The organism is Pseudomonas sp. ES4 (assembly GCF_050586665.1).
GTDB classification, from domain to species: domain Bacteria; phylum Pseudomonadota; class Gammaproteobacteria; order Pseudomonadales; family Pseudomonadaceae; genus Aquipseudomonas; species Aquipseudomonas frederiksbergensis.
Genome location: NZ_JBOBDO010000016.1, coordinates 96,981 through 114,471 on the forward strand (window position 1 = coordinate 96,981; position 17,491 = coordinate 114,471).

Here is a 17,491-nt window from a genome sequence, read left to right on the forward strand (position 1 = left end):
CAGCTTAGTGGCGAACTGACTGCTTCGTTGAGAGTCGAAGCGGATAACTTTTTGCCTTTCCCAGTTTCATGAAGGACGCCCATGTCGCTTTTTAAAATCGCCTCCGTGGCTGCAATCGCCCTGACTTTGGGCGCCTGCCAGAGTTTGTTCCAACCCAACTATCGGACGCCGCTGGAAACTACCCGCGATGCATCCGAACAGCTGAAACCGGGTTGCACAACCGCTGACTGCCCGCTGGTTAACATCGATACGCTGCGCTTCCCTGCCGAACCTGCGCTTGACGGCATCGTCGAAAAACGCCTGCTGCAACTGACTCGCACCTCGCCCGACGCCCCGGTGGCGCCGACGCTGGCCGCGTATCGCGAGCAGTTTTTGAGCAGTGCCGGCCCGCGTAACAGCAGTTACTTGCAAGCCAAGGTACGTGAGCAGCATGACGGCTTGGTGATCGTCGAATTTTCCAGCTACCTGGACACTGGCGGTGCCCATGGCACGCCGGGCCGCAGTTTCATCAACTATTCACGCCAGCAGCATAAAGTGCTGACGCTGTCGGACATGTTGGTCCCGGGGCAGGAAGAAGCGTTCTGGAAAGCGGCGCAAGTAGCGCACAACAGCTGGCTGATCAGCACCAAGCTTGATCAGGAGCCAGAGTTCGTGAAGAGCTGGCCCTTCGTCAAAACCCAAAACATTGCGCTGACGTACGGCGGGGTGATCCTCAAGTACGAAGTGAGCACCATCGCGCCATACGCGCTGGGCCACGTCGAACTGAAGATCCCCTACCCGCGCCTGAACGGTATTCTCAAGCCCGAGCTGTTTCCCGGCCGTAGCTGAAGGCTCGACCGAGCAGCAGTTGCAGCAGCCCTGCCAGGATCAGCGACGGCAGGGTTGCGCCGATGTCAGGATACAGATTGGCCAGCAAATGATAGGTACTCACCCCGCCCAACCAGGCGAGCAACGCCGGCCAGCGCAATACGGCTGACGCCACGCGAGCACTGCGCTTGCGCAGGATGAAGTGATCCACCAGCACCACGCCGAACAGCGGCGCAAACACCGAACCGATCAACAGCAGGAAGTTTTGGTACTGGGCCAGCGGCGCCAGGCAGGCGATTAGTGTGCAGATCACGCCAATCGCCAGTGCCAGATGCTCAACTTTCAAGCGCAGCAGTATTCCGCTGGAAACGGCCGCCGAGTGAATGTCGGCGAAGGCGTTTTCCGACTCGTCCAACAGGATCAGCAGCAGCGGAATCCCCAAACCGGCACCTGCCAATGCCAACAGCAAGGCATTCACTTCTCCGCTCGGCGCGAACGCCAGGGTGTAGGCCACGCCCAGGCTCATCAGCCAGAAGTTACCGATAAAGAAGCCGATCGCTGTACCGCCGAACACGTTTTTCGCACGCTTGCCGAAACGCGAGTAATCGGCAATCAGCGGCAACCACGACAGCGGCATGGCGATGGCAATGTCGAAGCCCACGGCGAACGGCATCGAACCATCGCCAGCCTGTGCCCACAACGCCGCCAGATCAGCTTTGGCGAACAGGTTCCAGGTCAGCCAGATGCACGCGGCCAGCAGCAACCAGATGCCCCACTTGCGTAGGATCTGTCGCACGAATGTCAGCGGACCACTGACGGCCAGCAAGGTCGCCAAACCACCAAAGAACACAGTCCACAGCAGTGGATTGGACAGCAGGCTGCCTTCGCTGAACGCCCGCGCACCGAGCAGGCTGGCGGCGTCGCGCATGACGATGATTTCGAACGAGCCCCAACCGATCAGTTGCAGCAGGTTCAGCACGGCCGGCAGGCTCGCGCCTTTTGCACCGAGGCTGAGTTTGAGCGCGGCCATTGACGACAGACCGGTGTCGCTGCCGATCACGCCGACGGCGGCCAGCAGCAAAACGCCGACCAGCGTGCCGAGGAAGATTGCCAGCAGCGAACCGGACAGGCCCAGGCCTGGCGCGAGCAGAGCGCCGGTCTGCAACACCATCAGACCGATGCCGAGGGAAAACCACAGGGAAAACAGATCGCGGCCGCCGAAGACACGTTTGTCTTGGGGCACCGCGATATCAGGGGAATACGTGCTGGGTTGAATGCTCAAGGGTGTTATCTCAGAGGGGCATTTGTTGTGATCGTTCCCACGCTCCGCGTGGGAATGCCTCTAGGGACGCTCCGCGTCCAGTGACGCGGAGCGTCACGGGCTGCATTCCCACGCAGAGCGTGGGAACGATCAGTACAGGATCAAACCTTCTTGTACAGCTGACTGCCTTCCTGCTTGAACCGCTCGGCCTGTTCCGCCAATCCCTGGGCGACTTCGGCGTCGACGGTTTCGATGCGCTGGTTGGCCGCATATTCGCGGACTTCCTGAGTGATCTTCATCGAGCAGAATTTCGGTCCGCACATGGAGCAGAAGTGCGCGACCTTGGCCGAATCCTTCGGCAGGGTCTCATCGTGATACGAACGAGCGGTATCCGGATCGAGGCCCAGGTTGAACTGGTCTTCCCAGCGGAATTCGAAACGCGCCTTGCTCAAGGCGTTGTCGCGGATCTGCGCGCCCGGATGGCCCTTGGCAAGGTCGGCGGCGTGCGCGGCGATCTTGTAGGTGATGATCCCGGTCTTTACGTCATCCTTGTTCGGCAGCCCCAAGTGTTCCTTCGGCGTCACGTAGCAAAGCATCGCGCAACCGAACCAGCCGATCATCGCCGCACCGATACCCGAGGTGATGTGGTCGTAGCCTGGCGCAATGTCCGTGGTCAGCGGGCCGAGGGTATAGAACGGCGCCTCGTCGCAGCATTCCAGCTGCTTGTCCATGTTCTCTTTGATCAACTGCATCGGCACGTGGCCCGGGCCTTCGATCATGCACTGTACGTCGTGTTTCCAGGCGATCTTGGTCAGCTCGCCGAGGGTTTCCAGCTCACCGAATTGCGCCGCGTCGTTGGCGTCGGCAATCGAGCCCGGACGCAGGCCATCGCCCAGCGAGAAGCTGACGTCGTAGGCCTTCATGATTTCGCAGATGTCTTCGAAATGGGTGTAGAGGAAGTTCTCTTTGTGGTGCGCCAGGCACCACTTGGCCATGATCGAACCGCCACGGGAAACGATACCGGTCACGCGTTTGGCGGTCAGCGGCACGTAGCGCAACAGCACGCCGGCGTGGATGGTGAAGTAGTCGACGCCCTGTTCGGCCTGTTCGATCAGCGTGTCGCGGAACAGCTCCCAGGTCAGGTCTTCGGCAGCGCCGCCGACTTTTTCCAACGCTTGATAGATCGGCACGGTACCGATCGGCACCGGCGAGTTACGGATGATCCACTCGCGGGTTTCGTGAATGTGTTTGCCGGTGGACAGGTCCATGACCGTGTCCGAACCCCAGCGAATGCCCCAGGTCAGTTTCGCCACTTCTTCTTCGATGGACGAACCCAAGGCGCTGTTGCCGATGTTGCCGTTGATCTTCACCAGGAAGTTACGGCCGATGATCATCGGTTCCAGTTCGGTGTGGTTGATGTTGGCCGGAATGATCGCGCGACCGCGGGCGATCTCTTCACGGACGAATTCAGGGGTGATGATTTTCGGCACGCTGGCGCCAAAGCTGTAACCGGCGTGTTGCTGGTCCAGCAGGCCGGCGGCGCGAGCCACTTCGAGCTTCATGTTCTCGCGGATGGCAACGTATTCCATCTCGGCGGTGATGATGCCTTTGCGCGCGTAGTGCATCTGGCTGACGTTGGCACCGGCCTTGGCCCGGCGCGGGTTGTTCACGTGAGCGAAACGCAGCTTGGTCAGCTCTTCATCAGCGAGGCGTTCCTGGCCGAAGTTGGAACTCAGGCCTGGCAGGCGCTCGGTGTCGCCACGGGATTCGATCCACGGCGAACGCACATCGGCGAGGCCTTTGCGTACGTCGATGATGACGTTGGGGTCGGTGTAAGGGCCGGAGGTGTCGTACACAACGACCGGCGCGTTGACCTCGCCGCCGAAGTCGGTCGGGGTTACATCAAGGCTGATTTCGCGCATCGGCACGAGGATGTCCGGGCGGGAGCCCTGAACGTAGATTTTTTGCGAGCGGGTAAACGGCTGAACCGATTGCTGATCGACTTGGGCCGAATCACTCAGGTTCGTAGTGTTTTTTAGTTTTATCGTCATCACGGGCTCTCCAGACACATCCAGGCAGTGGATTTTTGTCGGAGCGAACCTGTAAACGAATGGACGCACGTGCGCTGGGGAAACCAGCTGTGCTGTGCTCAGTGCTCGAGGGGTGTTCGATTGTCGAACAACATCCCGGACGAAGCACAAGAGGACTCGCCGGGTGACGAGAAATCTTGTTCCCTACGCAGGCGCTAACCTGATCAGGTTCAACGGGATCCGAAATTATTCGATCTCAGCCTCATAGCAAGGCACCCCGACAAGAACCCGGCCAGTCTAGACACAACCGGCAAAGAACGCCAACACCGCGGTAAACACCGTGATGAATGGCGCAATTACAGGATTGTTGCGGTCGTTGCGCACAACTACACTCGCTACGCCATACCGCGCCTTGACGCTGTATGGGCCGCGCCGTAGCCTTGGCGCTCAAATTATCAGCGTAATTTTTTAGGGATGGCCTCATGCTGCGCAAACTCTCACTGGCCGTTGCCGTGTCTTGTGCGTCCAATGGAATGGCCTGGGCAGCAGAAGCGCCCTTATCGACCAAAACCGATCTGGTCAGCGTCTACCAGGAAGCGGTGGACAATAACGCCGACCTTGCTGCCGCCATCGCCCAATATGGCGCCCAGAAAGAAGTCGTGCCCCAGGCTCGCGCCGGGCTGCTGCCGAACCTCTCTGGCGGTGCCGAAGTGGCTAACGTGCGCACGTCGATCGATCAGCCTGCGTCCACCTTTACCCGCAATGCTCATTCGTATCAGGCAACGCTGGCGCAACCGCTGTTCCGGGCCGATCGCTGGTTCCAGTTCCAGGCTGCCAAGGACGTTAATGAACAGGCCGCGTTGCAACTCTCGGCGACCCAGCAAAACCTGATCCTGCAGACCGCCGAAAGCTACTTCAACGTATTGCGCACCCAGGACAACCTGGCCTCGACCAAGGCCGAGGAAGCCGCATTCAAACGCCAGCTCGATCAATCCAACGAGCGCTTCGATGTCGGCCTGTCGGACAAGACCGACGTGCTGCAATCCCAGGCCAGTTACGACACCGCGCGGGCCAACCGGATCGTCGCGCAGCGTCAGGTGGATGATGCGTTCGAAGCCCTGATCACCCTGACCAACCGTCAGTACAACTCGATTCAGGGCATTGTCCACACCCTGCCGATTCTGCCGCCATCACCGAACGACGCCAAATCCTGGGTCGATACGGCGGCCAGGCAGAACCTCAATCTGTTGGCCAGCAACTACGCCGTCAGCGCCGCCGAAGAAACCCTCAAGCAGCGCAAGGCCGGCCACGCGCCGACCCTGGACGCCGTGGCGAAGTACGAGAAAGGCGATAACGATGCCCTGGGCTTCAGCAACCCGAGTGTCTTCCCCCAACCTTACAGTGGCAACGTCGAGCAAACGACCGTGGGCCTGCAACTGAATATCCCGATCTACAGCGGCGGCCTGATCAATTCCCAGGTGCGTCAATCGTATGCCCAGCTGGATCAGTCCGAACAGCAACGTGAAGCCCTGCGCCGGCAAATCGTCGAAAGCACCCGCAACCTGCACCGCGCGGTGAACACCGACGTCGAGCAGGTGCAGGCGCGCAAGCAGTCGATCATCTCCAACCAGAGCGCGGTGGAAGCGACCGAAATCGGTTATCAGGTGGGCACACGGAACATCGTCGACGTACTGGATGCCCAGCGTCAGCTGTACACCTCGGTGCGCGACTACAACAACACGCGTTACGACTACATCCTCGACAACCTGCGCTTGAAACAGGCCGCGGGCACGTTGAACCCGGGGGACTTGCAGGACCTGGCGCGTTATCTGAAGGCTGATTACAACCCGGATAAAGACTTCTTGCCGCCGGACCTGGCGAAGGCTGCGGCGGAGCAACTCAAAGCCAATCCAACGCAGTAAAGGTAAACCTGTGGCGAGGGGGCTTGCCCCCTCTCCACAATGGATCAGCGACAGATTCAGGACTTGTCGATCAACCGCCCCAACCCATCCAGCAATCGCTGCAACGCGCCCTGATTGGTGCGCATCACTTTCAACCCCGCCTGCGCCATCCGTTGCGCATCGCTCGGCAATTCGAACAGCCGCTGCACCGCCAGCGCCAGACCTTCGGCATCCTCCACTTCCTGCAACGCCCCGGCACTGCGCAGTTGTGCGGCGATCTCGAGGAAATTGAACAGGTGTGGCCCGCTCAATACCGGTTTGGCCAGAGCCGCCGGCTCCAGCAGGTTGTGCCCGCCGTTCGGCACCAGGCTGCCGCCGACAAACGCGCTGTCAGCCAACGCGTAAAGAAACAGTAACTCACCCATGGTGTCGCCCACCAGCACCGACGTTTGCGCGGTAACCGGGTCGCCAGTGGAGCGACGCACCGTGGCGAAACCCTGTTGCCTGCACAGCTCGAACACCGTATTGAAACGCTCAGGATGGCGCGGCACCAGAATCAGCAATGCATCGGGATGATTGGCCAGCAACTGACGATGAGCCGCCAGCACTACTTCGTCTTCGCCTTCGTGCGTACTGGCCGCAATCCACACCGCGCGCTCCTGCGCCTGCCATTGCGCACGCAACTCGGCGGCACGCTCAAGCAGTGCCGGGTCGATGGTCAGGTCGAACTTGATCGAGCCGGTCACTTCGACGGTTTCCGGGCGCGCACCCAAATCGCGGAAGCGCTGGGCCTCGGCTTCGGTCTGCACCGCGAACAGGCTCATCTCGGCGAGCATCGGCTGGGTCAGTTTGCCGAAGCGGCCATAACCCTTGGCGGAACGCTCGGACAGTCGCGCATTGGCCAGGGCCACGGGAATCCCGCGCCTGGCGCACTGATGGATATGGTTCGGCCAGAGCTCGGTTTCCATGATCACCGCCAGTTTCGGCTGGACCCGATCAAGAAATCGCTTCGCGGCGCAAGGCAAGTCGTAAGGCAAATAGCAGTGCTGGATGCGCGGTTCATTGGCGAACAGCGCGTGGATGCGCTCCGAACCGGTCGGGGTCATGCAGGTCACGGTAATGGGCAACTGGGGATAACGTTGCAGCAAAGCGCGAATCATCGGCGCCGCGGCAATGCTTTCGCCCACCGACACCGCGTGCACCCAGATGCCGCCCGTTTTCATCGTCGGTAACCCGAGGGAGAAACGTTCGCCAATGCGCTTGGCATACGCCGGCGCCTTGCGCGCCCGCAGCCACAGCCGAATCGCTACCAATGGCAGCCCCAGGTAAAACAGCGCGGTGTAGAGAGTTCTATTCATGGCGGCGGAGTTTATCGGCTTTTTTCACCGATCGTCTGCAAGTGCACGGCAAAACGTTCCGCCAACCAACGAGCCGCCGGCCCCAGAGGCTCATCACGGCGCCAGACCAGCTCCACCACCAGCGCTGGCGGGGTCCATTCGCTGTCCAGCTCGACCATCAGATCCTGATACGCCGGGTACTGCACCACATGACGCGGCAGCCAGGCCCAGCCGAGGCCGCGCACCAGCCACTCAGCCATCACGTAGAAACTGTCGGCCCGCCAGACTTGCGGGCTGGCGGGTTCGCTGCCGGGATAGACACTCGACTGCGTGGACATCAGCAACTGTCGATGCTGCGCCAGTTGCTGGCAATCGACCCGGGCCTGTTGCGCCAGTGGGTGGCCGACGCCGCACACCGTGACCATTTCAACGCTGCCCAACACCCGGCGCTCGAGCGCTTCGGGAATCTGGTCGTGATAGAACAGCAACCCCAGATCGGCCCGACGCTCCACCAGTTTGCGCGCGACATCGCCTTGGGCCGCACTGGTCAGTTGCACTTCAAGGCTGGGAAATTGTTCAGCCAGGGCTTCGAAGCTTTCGATGATCGGCTGATAAGGCATCGCCTCATCCTGGGCCACACGCAAACGCGCCTCCTGGCCGCGCATCATCGCCAGCGCCCGACCGTTAAGGCGTTCGCATTGGCGCAGCACTTCCCGCGCCTCGTCCAGCAACGCGTGACCGGCCTCGGTGAGTTTCGGCTGACGGCCGCTGCTACGGTCGAACAGGCTGACGCCCAGGTCCTCTTCCAGCAGCGCAATCGAACTGCTGACTGCCGACTGCGCCTTGCGTTGATCCCGCGCTACCGCAGAAAACGAACGCTGCTCCGCTACGCTGACAAACAGCCGCAGCTGCTCCAGATTCCATTGCGTGTTCATGGCTCAACCCATCTTCAAAACAGATAGGTAATGACTTTACCGCATCTGGGGAATCTCTAAAATGCCGACCTCAGAAAGCAACACTTCACACGAGGATGCACCCATGACCGCTTACTACTACCTGGCCATTGCCATCTGCGCCGAAGTGATCGCCACCGTTTCGATGAAAGCGGTCAAAGGCTTCAGCACCCCGCTGCCGCTGATTCTGGTTATCGTCGGTTATGGCATCGCCTTCTGGATGCTCACGCTGGTGGTGCGCAGCGTTCCGGTCGGCGTGGCTTATGCGGTATGGGCCGGCATGGGAATCGTGATGGTCAGTGTCGCGGCGCTGTTTATCTACGGGCAGAAACTGGATGTGCCGGCCATGCTGGGGATGGCATTGATCGTATTGGGCGTCGTCGTCATCCAGCTCTTCTCCAAGACTGCCGGGCATTAAAGTTCGAAGTGCATTGCACTGTGGCGAGGGGGCTTGTCGGAACGCCGCATCGCCCCGTTCGGCTGCGCAGCAGTCGTAAATCCAGTTGTCGCGGTGTGCCTGAACAAATGCGGTTGCAGGTTTTGGGGCCGCTTCGCAGCCCAACGGGGCGATGCGGCGTTCCGACAAGCCCCCTCGCCACAGGAGCCTGCGCAGCCAAGAGGACATTGATCGCCAGCAAAACCTCCAATCTTCGAGTCTGTATACTGCGCCCTCGTCTTGAACACTGAGGTCGCTGCATGCCATCCGTTATTTCCACCGACGTTCTGATTGTCGGCGCTGGTGTCGCCGGCCTCTGGCTGAATGCGCGCCTGCGCCGCCAGGGTTTTTCGACCGTGCTGGTGGAAAGCGCCAGCCTCGGTGGCGGGCAAAGCGTGAAATCCCAAGGCATCATCCATGGCGGCGCCAAGTACGCCTTGCATGGCGCCCTGACCGGCGCCTCGGAAGCCATCGCCGACATGCCTCGGCGCTGGCGCGAAGCCCTGGCCGGTGACGGCGAACTGGACCTGAGCGGCGTGCGCCTGCTGTCCGAAGCCCATTACCTGTGGTCCCCCGGCACGATCGCCGGCAATCTCACCAGTTTCTTCGCCAGCAAAGCGGTGCGCGGCCGCGTCGATCAAGTCAAGGGCGAGCAACTGCCGCCCGCCCTGCAAGACAAGCGTTTCAAGGGCAAGGTCTATCGTCTGGCCGAATTGGTGATCGACGTGCCGAGCCTGATCCGGCGCCTGGCCGATCTGGCGGGTGATGGCCTGCTCGCCGGCCAGAACATCGAACCGTTGCTGGAGGATGGAAAACTGGTCGGCCTGAAGGTCGACGAGCGCGAGATTCGCGCCCAGCGCATCGTCTTGAGCGCCGGTGCCGGGACGGCAGCGCTGCTCGAAGCCCTGGGCTTGAGCCAACCTGCCATGCAACGCCGGCCGTTGCACATGATCATCGCCAAAGGTCCGGGCCTCAAACCACTGTATGCCCACTGCCTGGGCGGCGGCACCAAGCCGCGCATTACCGTGACCACCCATCCTGCCGCCGATGGTCAATGGGTCTGGTATCTGGGCGGTGACATCGCTGAAGCCGAAGGGGTCGCCCGCGAACCCGCCGAGCAAATCGCCACCGCGCAAAAAGAATTGGGCCAGTTGCTGCCATGGATCGACCTGAGCACAGCGCAATGGGCCACCCTTCGGGTGGATCGCGCCGAGCCACTGCAATCGGGACTGACCCGTCCCGACAATGCATTCCTTGCCGAAGAAGGCCGGCTGCTGGTCGGCTGGCCGACCAAACTGGCGTTGGCTCCGGACTTTGCTGATCGCGTCATCGCGTCCTTGCAGCGCGACGGCATCCAGCCAAGCCATCCGGCGCCGCTGCCCGAGCTGCCAAAACCGCCGATGGGCGTCCCTGCCTGGGAGCAACTGCTGCCATGAGCCAACCGACCTTGCACGATCTGCATCGCCCGCTGGGCAGCACCGGCCTGCTGGTTTCCCCCCTGGGCCTGGGCACGGTAAAACTCGGCCGCGACCAAGGCGTTAAATATCCCAGCGGTTTTCAGATTCCCGATGACGACGAAGCGCGCATGCTGCTCAAACTGGCGCGCGACCTGGGCATCAACCTGATCGACACTGCTCCGGCTTATGGCCGTAGCGAAGAACGCCTCGGCCCATTGCTGCGGGGTCAGCGTCAGGATTGGGTGATTGTCAGCAAGGTCGGCGAAGAGTTTGCCGATGGCCAGTCCCATCACGACTTCAGCGCCGCCCACACCCGGATGTCGGTGGAACGTAGCCTGCAACGCCTGGAAACGGACTTCATCGACCTGGTGCTGGTGCACTCCGACGGCAACGACCTGGCGATCCTCAACGACAGTGAAGTCTATGCGACCCTCGCGGCGCTCAAGAGCGAAGGCAAGATTCGCGGCTTCGGTTTTTCCGGCAAAACCGTCGAAGGCGGTTTGAAGGCTCTGGAACAAGGTGATTGCGCGATGGTCACCTACAATCTGAACGAACAGAACGAGAAGCCGGTCATTGACTATGCTGCTGCTCACGGCAAAGCCATTCTCGTCAAAAAAGCCCTCGCCAGCGGTCATGTCTGCCTGAGCCCGGGGGTGGACCCGGTTCGCGCCAGCTTCGAGTTGTTGTTTGAACACCCGGGTGTCGCCAGTGCTATTGTCGGGACCATCAATCCGCTGCACCTCGCCCATAACGTTGCGACCGTTGCCCAGGTCCTTCGTAGAAACTGATGCCGCCCACGCGGCCTTAAGCAGGAGCCGACATGCCGCGTACGCTCATAAGAAAGAACCCGAGCAACTTCAAGACCCTGCCGTTATTCGTCGAAGCGACTCCCGAAGGCCTGAGTTATCAAAGCGTCGGGATGCCGCTCAATTTCTCCCAGACGCTGCAACGTCGCCGCCCGGTGACGGTCGCCGACACTCAGCGGTTTTCGCTGGAGCTGGCCAACCTCGGGGTCTCGGTGCGCCTGACCCTGCATTGGCAGAACCGCGATTACTGGGTGTTGGTGCGTCAGCGTCGGCAAGACCGCGGCGATGTAGTGCTCAAGCTGATCTCCGGTTACGTGCCCGCCCATGAACTGAACCTGCCACTGCACACCGCGATTCAGGAAATTGCCGAAGAGTGCCTGCTGGAAACCCCGGAAGGCTGGCTCGGCGGGCGTTTCAACGACACGTGGCTGCCGGCGCCCTACTCGTCCGCGCTGCATTACCGTGAAGCCTTGCCGTTTCGCCTGACGCCGTTGTCCGGTTCGGCGCGGCCGGTGCGTTGCGCCAAGATGCAGTTGATCGAACGCCCGCGGGCCTACGTGCATTTGCCGACGGCCTCGCTGCAATTGATCTATGACTTGCGCCTGGACGTGCCCAAGGAGGCCAAATCCCTGAGCCTGTTCCATGTCGACGAACGACTGGAAGGCGATCAACTGGTGGCCCGCCTTGATCGCAAACGTCCCGATTTGTATTTGATGCCGCTGCAGGACGGTCAACCGATGGCCGAGCTCTACACCCTGAAAAAGGATCAGCTGTACCCGGCGAGTACTCGCGGGTTGTACCTGGCAGAGAGTTTTGCCCAGCAGGAAGGCTGGCTGGTGAGGGATGAGCGGATTCGCTGGAAAGATTGGGTGCGGCAACAGGGCTTGAGCCCGCCGGGGAAAGATTCAGGTTTGGCGCGGTTGCGTGGGAAGGCCAAGCTATTACTGAAAAGAATCGTACCGCGTAAAAAAGTCAGCTCCTGATTGATCGTTCCCACGCTCTGCGTGGGAATGCCTCAATGGACGCTCTGCGTCCGCTTTGGGACGCGGAGCGTCCCGGGCTGCATTCCCACGCAGAGCGTGGGAACGATCAGTGTTACTCGGACTTGCGGATCTTCTCGACAATCGCGGTAGTCGAGCTGTTTTCCACCAGCCCCAGCACTTTCACCGTTCCGCCGTAAGCGGTCACGATGTCTGCGCCGACGACCTGCTCGATCCCATAGTCCCCGCCCTTGACCAGCACATCCGGCTTGACCTCGCGCAGCAGGTTTTCCGGGGTGCCTTCAGCGAAGCTGATCACCCAATCCACGGCGCCCAGACCTGCCAGAACAGCCATGCGACGGTCGACGCTGTTGATCGGACGACCCGGACCTTTCAGTCGGCTGACCGACGCATCGTCGTTGACCGCCACGATCAGGCGATCACCCTGAGCCCGCGCCTGTTCGAGGTAGGTCACGTGGCCGGCGTGCAGAATGTCGAAGCAGCCGTTGGTGAAGACGATCTTCTCTTTATGCGCACGCGCATCATCGACGGCCAGTAACAGTTGCTCCAGGCCAAGCACACCGCGCTCCGAACCTTCTTCACGCTGGATCGCGCGACGCAGTTCCGGCGCGCTGATGGCTGCCGTACCGAGTTTGCCGACCACGATGCCCGCCGCCAGGTTGGCCAGGGCCACCGCGTGAGGCAGTTCTTCGCCAGCGGCAATGGCGGCGGCGAGGGTGGAAATCACCGTGTCGCCGGCACCGGTCACATCGAACACTTCACGGGCACGGGCCGGCAGGTGCAGCGCCGGATGATCCGGCCGCAACAGGGTCATACCGTGTTCGCCGCGGGTCACCAGCAACGCGCCGAGGTCGAGGTCGTGCATTAGCTGCGCGCCCTTGCTCACCAGCTCGTGCTCATCGGCGCAACCACCTACGATGGTTTCGAATTCGCTGAGGTTCGGGGTGATCAGGCTTGCACCCCGGTAGATCGAGAAATCCTTGCCCTTGGGGTCGGCCAGCACCGGAATGCCACGGGCACGGGCGGCCTGGATCAGCACCTGATGGTTTTTCAGCGCGCCTTTGCCGTAGTCGGACAGCACCAGCACTTTGATGCCTTCGAGCAATTCGTCGACTTGCTCGCCCAACGCCAGCGCGTCGGTGGCGAAAGGTTCTTCGAAGTCGATACGCAGCAGTTGCTGGTGACGGCTCATGACCCGCAGCTTGACGATGGTCGGCTGGTGCGCAATGCGCTGGAACACCGCTCGCACGCCAGCGCCCTTGAGGCTGTTGGCCAGGCTGTCGGCGGCTTCATCGTCACCGGTCACGCCGAGCAGCGAGGCCGGGGCGCCGAGGGCGGCAATGTTCAACGCAACGTTGGCGGCACCGCCCGGGCGGTCCTCGATTTGCTCGACCTTGACTACCGGTACCGGCGCCTCAGGGGAAATCCGTGAGGTACCACCATGCCAGTAACGGTCGAGCATGACATCGCCGACCACCAAGACAGGGGCTTGATCGAATCGCGGCATGGACAACTTCATGGAGCAACCCACATACAAAATGAACAGGGGCGCGATATTAACACAGGGTTGGCGTGGGCTTGTGTGACGGCTGCAATGGGAGGGTTCGGCAGATGTTTCTGATCATTTATTGATCAGAAAACCGGACAATCGACAAGTTTGGTCAAGGAAGGTAAAGGTCTGGATACAAACCGCCGGGCGCATTGCACGCCGGGTGTGCGAAAGGGGTGAGCCAGGCTCACCCCTTTTTGTGGGGTCAGGCGATGTCGCCAACCGGGGCATCGAGGCCCATCGCATGCAGGCGCGAGTAGTAGCCGTTTTGCGCCAGCAGTTGAGCGTGGGTGCCGCGCTCGACGATTTCACCATGATCCATGACCAGGATCAGGTCGGCTTTCTCGATGGTCGACAACCGGTGAGCGATCACCAGCGTGGTGCGACCTTTCATGACCTGATCCAGTGCCGCCTGAATGTGTCGCTCGGACTCGGTATCGAGTGCCGACGTTGCCTCGTCGAGAATCAGCAACGGTGCATTCTTCAACAAGGCCCGGGCAATCGCCAGGCGCTGACGCTGGCCGCCGGACAACAACACGCCGTTTTCGCCGACCTGGGTGTCCAGGCCTTGCGGCATTTCCGAGATGAAGTCCATCGCGTAAGCATCCGTGGCGGCCTTTTCAATGTCGGCACGCGGGGCGCCGGCCAGGTCACCGTAAGCGATGTTGTTGGCAATGGTGTCGTTGAACAGGGTCACATGCTGTGTCACCTGTGCCACGTGTCGACGCAGATTGCGCAGGCGATAGTCTTCGATTTCCACGTCATCGAGCATGATTTCGCCGGTTTCGTGGTGATAGAAACGCGGGATCAGGCTGGCCAGGGTCGACTTGCCGCTACCCGAACGACCGACCAGGGCGACCATTTGCCCCGGTGCCGCCGTGAAGCTGATGTTCTTCAGCACTTCACGCTCGGTCCCTGGATAGGTGAAGCTCAGGTTGCGCACTTCCAGGTGGCCGCTGACGCGATCACGCTCGACGGTACCCAGGTCAACCTCTGGCTCGACGTCCAGTTGCTCGAAAATGCTCTCGGCGCCGGCAACGCCTTTCTGGATGGTCGAGCTGACTTCCGACAGTTGCCGAATCGGCTTGGGCAACAGGCCCGCTGCGGTGATGTAGGCCACCAAATCACCGGCGGTGGCATCGCCGCGCAGGAACAGCACCAGGAACATCAGCACCGCCATGGCGGTGTAGATCACCAATTGCAGCATGGGCGTGTAGACCGCACCGGTCTTTGTCATGCGCAGTTGCTTGTCAGTGTTGCCCTGGCTGGCTTCGGCGAAACGACGTTCTTCATAGCTCTCGCCGCCGAAGCTGCGCACCACGCGATAGCCCTGGATGGTTTCGGAGGCCACGTGAGTCACATCGCCCATCGCCACCTGGATTTTCTTGCTCTGCTTGCGGAATTTTTTGCTGGTGCTGCTCACCATCACTGCGATGATTGGCAGGATTGCCAGCATTACCAACGTCAGCTTCCAGTTCATCCACAGCAGGTAAGCAAACAGGAACACCACGGTCAGGCCTTCACGAATGACCACTTTGATGGCGTCCGTGGCAGCACCGGTGACCATGGTCACGTTAAAGGTGATGCGCGAAATCAGGTGCCCGGAGTTATGGGTGTCGAAATAACGGTTGGGCAATACCAGCAACTTGTTGAACAGCTCGACCCGCAAGTCGTGGACCAGCCCCAGCGATACTTTGGCCAGGTAGTAATTGCCCAGGAAAGAGCCCAGTCCTTGCCAGGCGGCGATCAGGATGATCAGCAGCGGCACGGCCATCAGCAACTGCAAATCTTGCAGATAGGGAACAGTCGGGAAGAGCACCGCTTCGGGGTTGCTCAGGCCATCGACGAAATATTTGAGAATCCCTGCGAGCATGGGCTGCGTCGAGGCAAAAATCACAAAGCCGACGATACTGATGGCAAACATGCCCCAGTACGGGCGCACATACGACAGCAGGCGCAGGTAAATCTTCAAGCTCGACGGCGCAGGCAAATCAGGGCTGGTCATGAGAACCCGTTGTATGAGAAAAGAGCCCGCGAGTGTAACACAGGCCATTTTAGTCGCTGAGCTGCGGTAACATGGCCGGCTATCCATGCCTCACGGCGCCCAACCCGGAGTATTGATGCAAGCGCTTGATCACACCCGATATCTCGCCCTGCGCGAGGGAGCACAAGTCCTTGAAGCGGATGGTTCGGGGGACAAGGTTCTGCGGTTGACGGACGGTTCAATACTCAAACTGTTTCGCCGCAAACGCCTGCTGACGTCGGCCGCGTGGTACCCGTACGCCAAACGCTTTGCCGACAACTGCGATGCATTGCGTGAACGGCACATCCCCTGCCCCACGATTCGTCAGGTTTACCGTATTGCGAGTATCGAGCGCGATGCCGTGCACTACGATCCGCTGCCGGGCCAGACCCTGCGTCAGTTGCTGGACATCCAGGGCGATGCCGATCCGTTGCGCGGCCAATTGGGGGTCTTCATGGCCACTTTGCATGAGCGGGGGATTTACTTTCGCTCGGCGCACCTGGGCAACATCGTACTCACACCCGAACATCAGCTGGGTCTGATCGACATCGCCGACCTGCGGGTGTATCGCCGTCCGCTGCGCAAGACGCTGCGGCTGCGCAACTTCAAGCATATGGTGCGTTACCCGCAAGATCGCCAATGGCTGCTCGACAGTCGCGGCGAAGTCTTCATGCAGCATTATGGCCAGACCCAGAGCATCTGCTCCAAGGAAGAGCTGAGCGTCGCACTGCAAAAATGATCTGACGGCCTTCGCCTCCGGGGAGGAAGCGAAGGCCAGGCATTACGCCAGCGCAGGTTGTCGCGTCTTCAGCACTCGAGAGAGGATCATCGCGGCGGGCAGCAGCACCAGTGGCCACAATTCGTCAGGGTTACCGATCAGCAAACTGCCATCGAAATTCAGCATCACCAGCGCACACGCCAGGTACATTCCCCACGCGTCGCGCAGACGCCAGGCCTGCCAAAGGCTTGCGACCATCAGCGCGACGAACAACGCCAGCGCGACCCCGCCGCTGTACAGCCCCAGCGCTACGAAAATGTTGTGTGGATGCTGAATCGGCATAGAGCCATCGAGCACCTGGGCGGTATGAAAGTTGATGCCGCAGCCCAGCGTCCAGCCACAGTGGCGCCACTCGCCGACCATGATCTGGAAGATTTCGATACGGTACGAATCGCCTCGAGTCCAGAGGGACTGGTACCAGGCTTCGTTGTGCACCATCAGGAACAACAGGCCTGAAACAACCGCGCCAATCGCCACCGCAGTGCCAACCAGCCGCGGCTTGAGATAAATGCCGTAAAGCAACCAGATGCCAAACAGGAACACAGCCCCCACGAACGCAGTGCGCGTCTGTAGGACGAAGGCTACCGCGAACACCGACAACACGATGGCCAGGCCACCCTCGATATACTTTCGCTCCTTGAGCCAGATTGGCAGCGCCAGCGCCAACGCACAAAACAGCCAGATGCTGGCGTAGATGACATTCTCCAGGCGTGCCGGAAGTATCGCCACCCGGCTACCGACGGCGAACTCACCGGTTGCCCATCCGTAGAGCGCACTGCCGAAAATGTACAACGTCAGAATCCAGAACTGAGCGCGAATAAAAGCTGCGCTGCGGAAAAACTGCGGATCGGTGAGGGCTGCGGCCACCATCACGAACATCAGTACATAGAAGACGTGTTTGTAGAATTGCAACTGCCCGGCAATCGTCGCAGGTACCAGAAACCACAGAATGAACGCCAGCCAGCCCCATGCCATTGGCTCCTTGAGCAAGCCCGCACCGCGCTCCTTGATCAGGAAGACCAGGCCCGGCAATGCCATCAGGACGTAGAACAGGTTGTTGGTCCACTTCGACGACCAGCCCACCACAAAGCTCAACAGAAACAGGCAAAGCACTGCGCCGAAATAGGTCAAGGTGTTCTTTGCTGGCTTCAT

Annotated in this window: 14 protein-coding genes and 1 riboswitch; of the genes, 7 read left to right on the plus strand and 7 right to left on the minus strand. The window is 60.7% G+C overall.

Annotation, left to right across the window (positions count from 1 at the left end):
* The first annotated feature begins 81 nt into the window (after positions 1-81).
* Complete coding sequence (locus tag ACQ4OB_RS18255) at positions 82-828, plus strand: RsiV family protein (RefSeq protein ID WP_430956164.1); 747 nt, start codon at positions 82-84, stop codon at positions 826-828.
* Here the strand turns inward: ACQ4OB_RS18255 and cytX are convergent.
* Positions 797-2,089, minus strand: a complete 1,293-nt coding sequence (gene cytX, locus ACQ4OB_RS18260) for a putative hydroxymethylpyrimidine transporter CytX (RefSeq protein WP_430956165.1) — start codon at positions 2,087-2,089, stop codon at positions 797-799. The genes ACQ4OB_RS18255 and cytX overlap by 32 nt on opposite strands.
* Positions 2,090-2,229: 140 nt before the next feature.
* Positions 2,230-4,119, minus strand: a complete 1,890-nt coding sequence (thiC, locus tag ACQ4OB_RS18265; protein ID WP_074873133.1) for a phosphomethylpyrimidine synthase ThiC — start codon at positions 4,117-4,119, stop codon at positions 2,230-2,232.
* Between the two features lie 163 nt (positions 4,120-4,282).
* A riboswitch (TPP riboswitch) is annotated at positions 4,283-4,388 on the minus strand.
* A 192-nt stretch (positions 4,389-4,580) separates the two neighbouring features.
* Here thiC and ACQ4OB_RS18270 point away from each other — a divergent pair.
* The gene (locus ACQ4OB_RS18270; RefSeq protein ID WP_430956166.1) at positions 4,581-6,020 is read left to right on the plus strand and encodes a TolC family outer membrane protein; all 1,440 of its coding nucleotides are present in this window, start codon (positions 4,581-4,583) and stop codon (positions 6,018-6,020) included.
* A 56-nt stretch (positions 6,021-6,076) separates the two neighbouring features.
* Here ACQ4OB_RS18270 and waaA read toward each other — a convergent pair whose 3' ends face one another.
* Positions 6,077-7,357, minus strand: coding sequence for a lipid IV(A) 3-deoxy-D-manno-octulosonic acid transferase (gene waaA / locus ACQ4OB_RS18275; protein WP_074873126.1), 1,281 nt, complete (start codon positions 7,355-7,357; stop codon positions 6,077-6,079).
* A gap of 11 nt (positions 7,358-7,368) precedes the next feature.
* Positions 7,369-8,271: a LysR family transcriptional regulator gene (locus ACQ4OB_RS18280; protein WP_074873123.1), complete on the minus strand. Its 903-nt coding sequence runs from the start codon at positions 8,269-8,271 to the stop codon at positions 7,369-7,371.
* Between the two features lie 103 nt (positions 8,272-8,374).
* Between ACQ4OB_RS18280 and ACQ4OB_RS18285 the strand changes: the two genes are divergently transcribed.
* The 4 genes from ACQ4OB_RS18285 to ACQ4OB_RS18300 all read left to right on the plus strand — a co-directional run bounded on the left by ACQ4OB_RS18285 (position 8,375) and on the right by ACQ4OB_RS18300 (position 11,971).
* Positions 8,375-8,707: a DMT family transporter gene (locus tag ACQ4OB_RS18285; protein ID WP_008027887.1), complete on the plus strand. Its 333-nt coding sequence runs from the start codon at positions 8,375-8,377 to the stop codon at positions 8,705-8,707.
* Positions 8,708-8,985: 278 nt separating this feature from the next.
* Positions 8,986-10,161: an NAD(P)/FAD-dependent oxidoreductase gene (locus tag ACQ4OB_RS18290; protein ID WP_074873120.1), complete on the plus strand. Its 1,176-nt coding sequence runs from the start codon at positions 8,986-8,988 to the stop codon at positions 10,159-10,161.
* Positions 10,158-10,970, plus strand: a complete 813-nt coding sequence (locus ACQ4OB_RS18295) for an aldo/keto reductase (protein ID WP_102615340.1) — start codon at positions 10,158-10,160, stop codon at positions 10,968-10,970. Before ACQ4OB_RS18290 ends, ACQ4OB_RS18295 begins: the two co-directional genes overlap by 4 nt.
* A gap of 32 nt (positions 10,971-11,002) precedes the next feature.
* A complete protein-coding gene (locus ACQ4OB_RS18300) occupies positions 11,003-11,971 on the plus strand; it encodes a metal ABC transporter ATPase (RefSeq protein ID WP_074873114.1) in 969 nt (322 codons plus the stop codon).
* A 112-nt stretch (positions 11,972-12,083) separates the two neighbouring features.
* On the opposite strand, the gene hldE is transcribed toward ACQ4OB_RS18300, so the two are convergent.
* Together hldE and msbA are read right to left on the minus strand one after the other, a co-directional pair.
* On the minus strand, positions 12,084-13,508 hold the full coding sequence (hldE, locus tag ACQ4OB_RS18305; RefSeq protein ID WP_074873111.1) for a bifunctional D-glycero-beta-D-manno-heptose-7-phosphate kinase/D-glycero-beta-D-manno-heptose 1-phosphate adenylyltransferase HldE: 1,425 nt from the start codon (positions 13,506-13,508) through the stop codon (positions 12,084-12,086).
* Positions 13,509-13,743: 235 nt separating this feature from the next.
* Positions 13,744-15,543 (minus strand): lipid A export permease/ATP-binding protein MsbA, encoded by a 1,800-nt coding sequence (gene msbA / locus ACQ4OB_RS18310; protein ID WP_430956167.1) that lies wholly within the window; start codon positions 15,541-15,543, stop codon positions 13,744-13,746.
* Between the two features lie 115 nt (positions 15,544-15,658).
* Between msbA and ACQ4OB_RS18315 the strand changes: the two genes are divergently transcribed.
* Positions 15,659-16,300 carry a toluene tolerance protein gene (locus ACQ4OB_RS18315; protein ID WP_074873105.1) on the plus strand — a complete coding sequence of 214 codons (642 nt, stop codon included), beginning with the start codon at positions 15,659-15,661 and terminating at the stop codon, positions 16,298-16,300.
* A 42-nt stretch (positions 16,301-16,342) separates the two neighbouring features.
* Here the strand turns inward: ACQ4OB_RS18315 and ACQ4OB_RS18320 are convergent, their stop codons facing one another.
* Complete coding sequence (locus ACQ4OB_RS18320; RefSeq protein WP_083383348.1) at positions 16,343-17,491, minus strand: O-antigen ligase family protein; 1,149 nt, start codon at positions 17,489-17,491, stop codon at positions 16,343-16,345.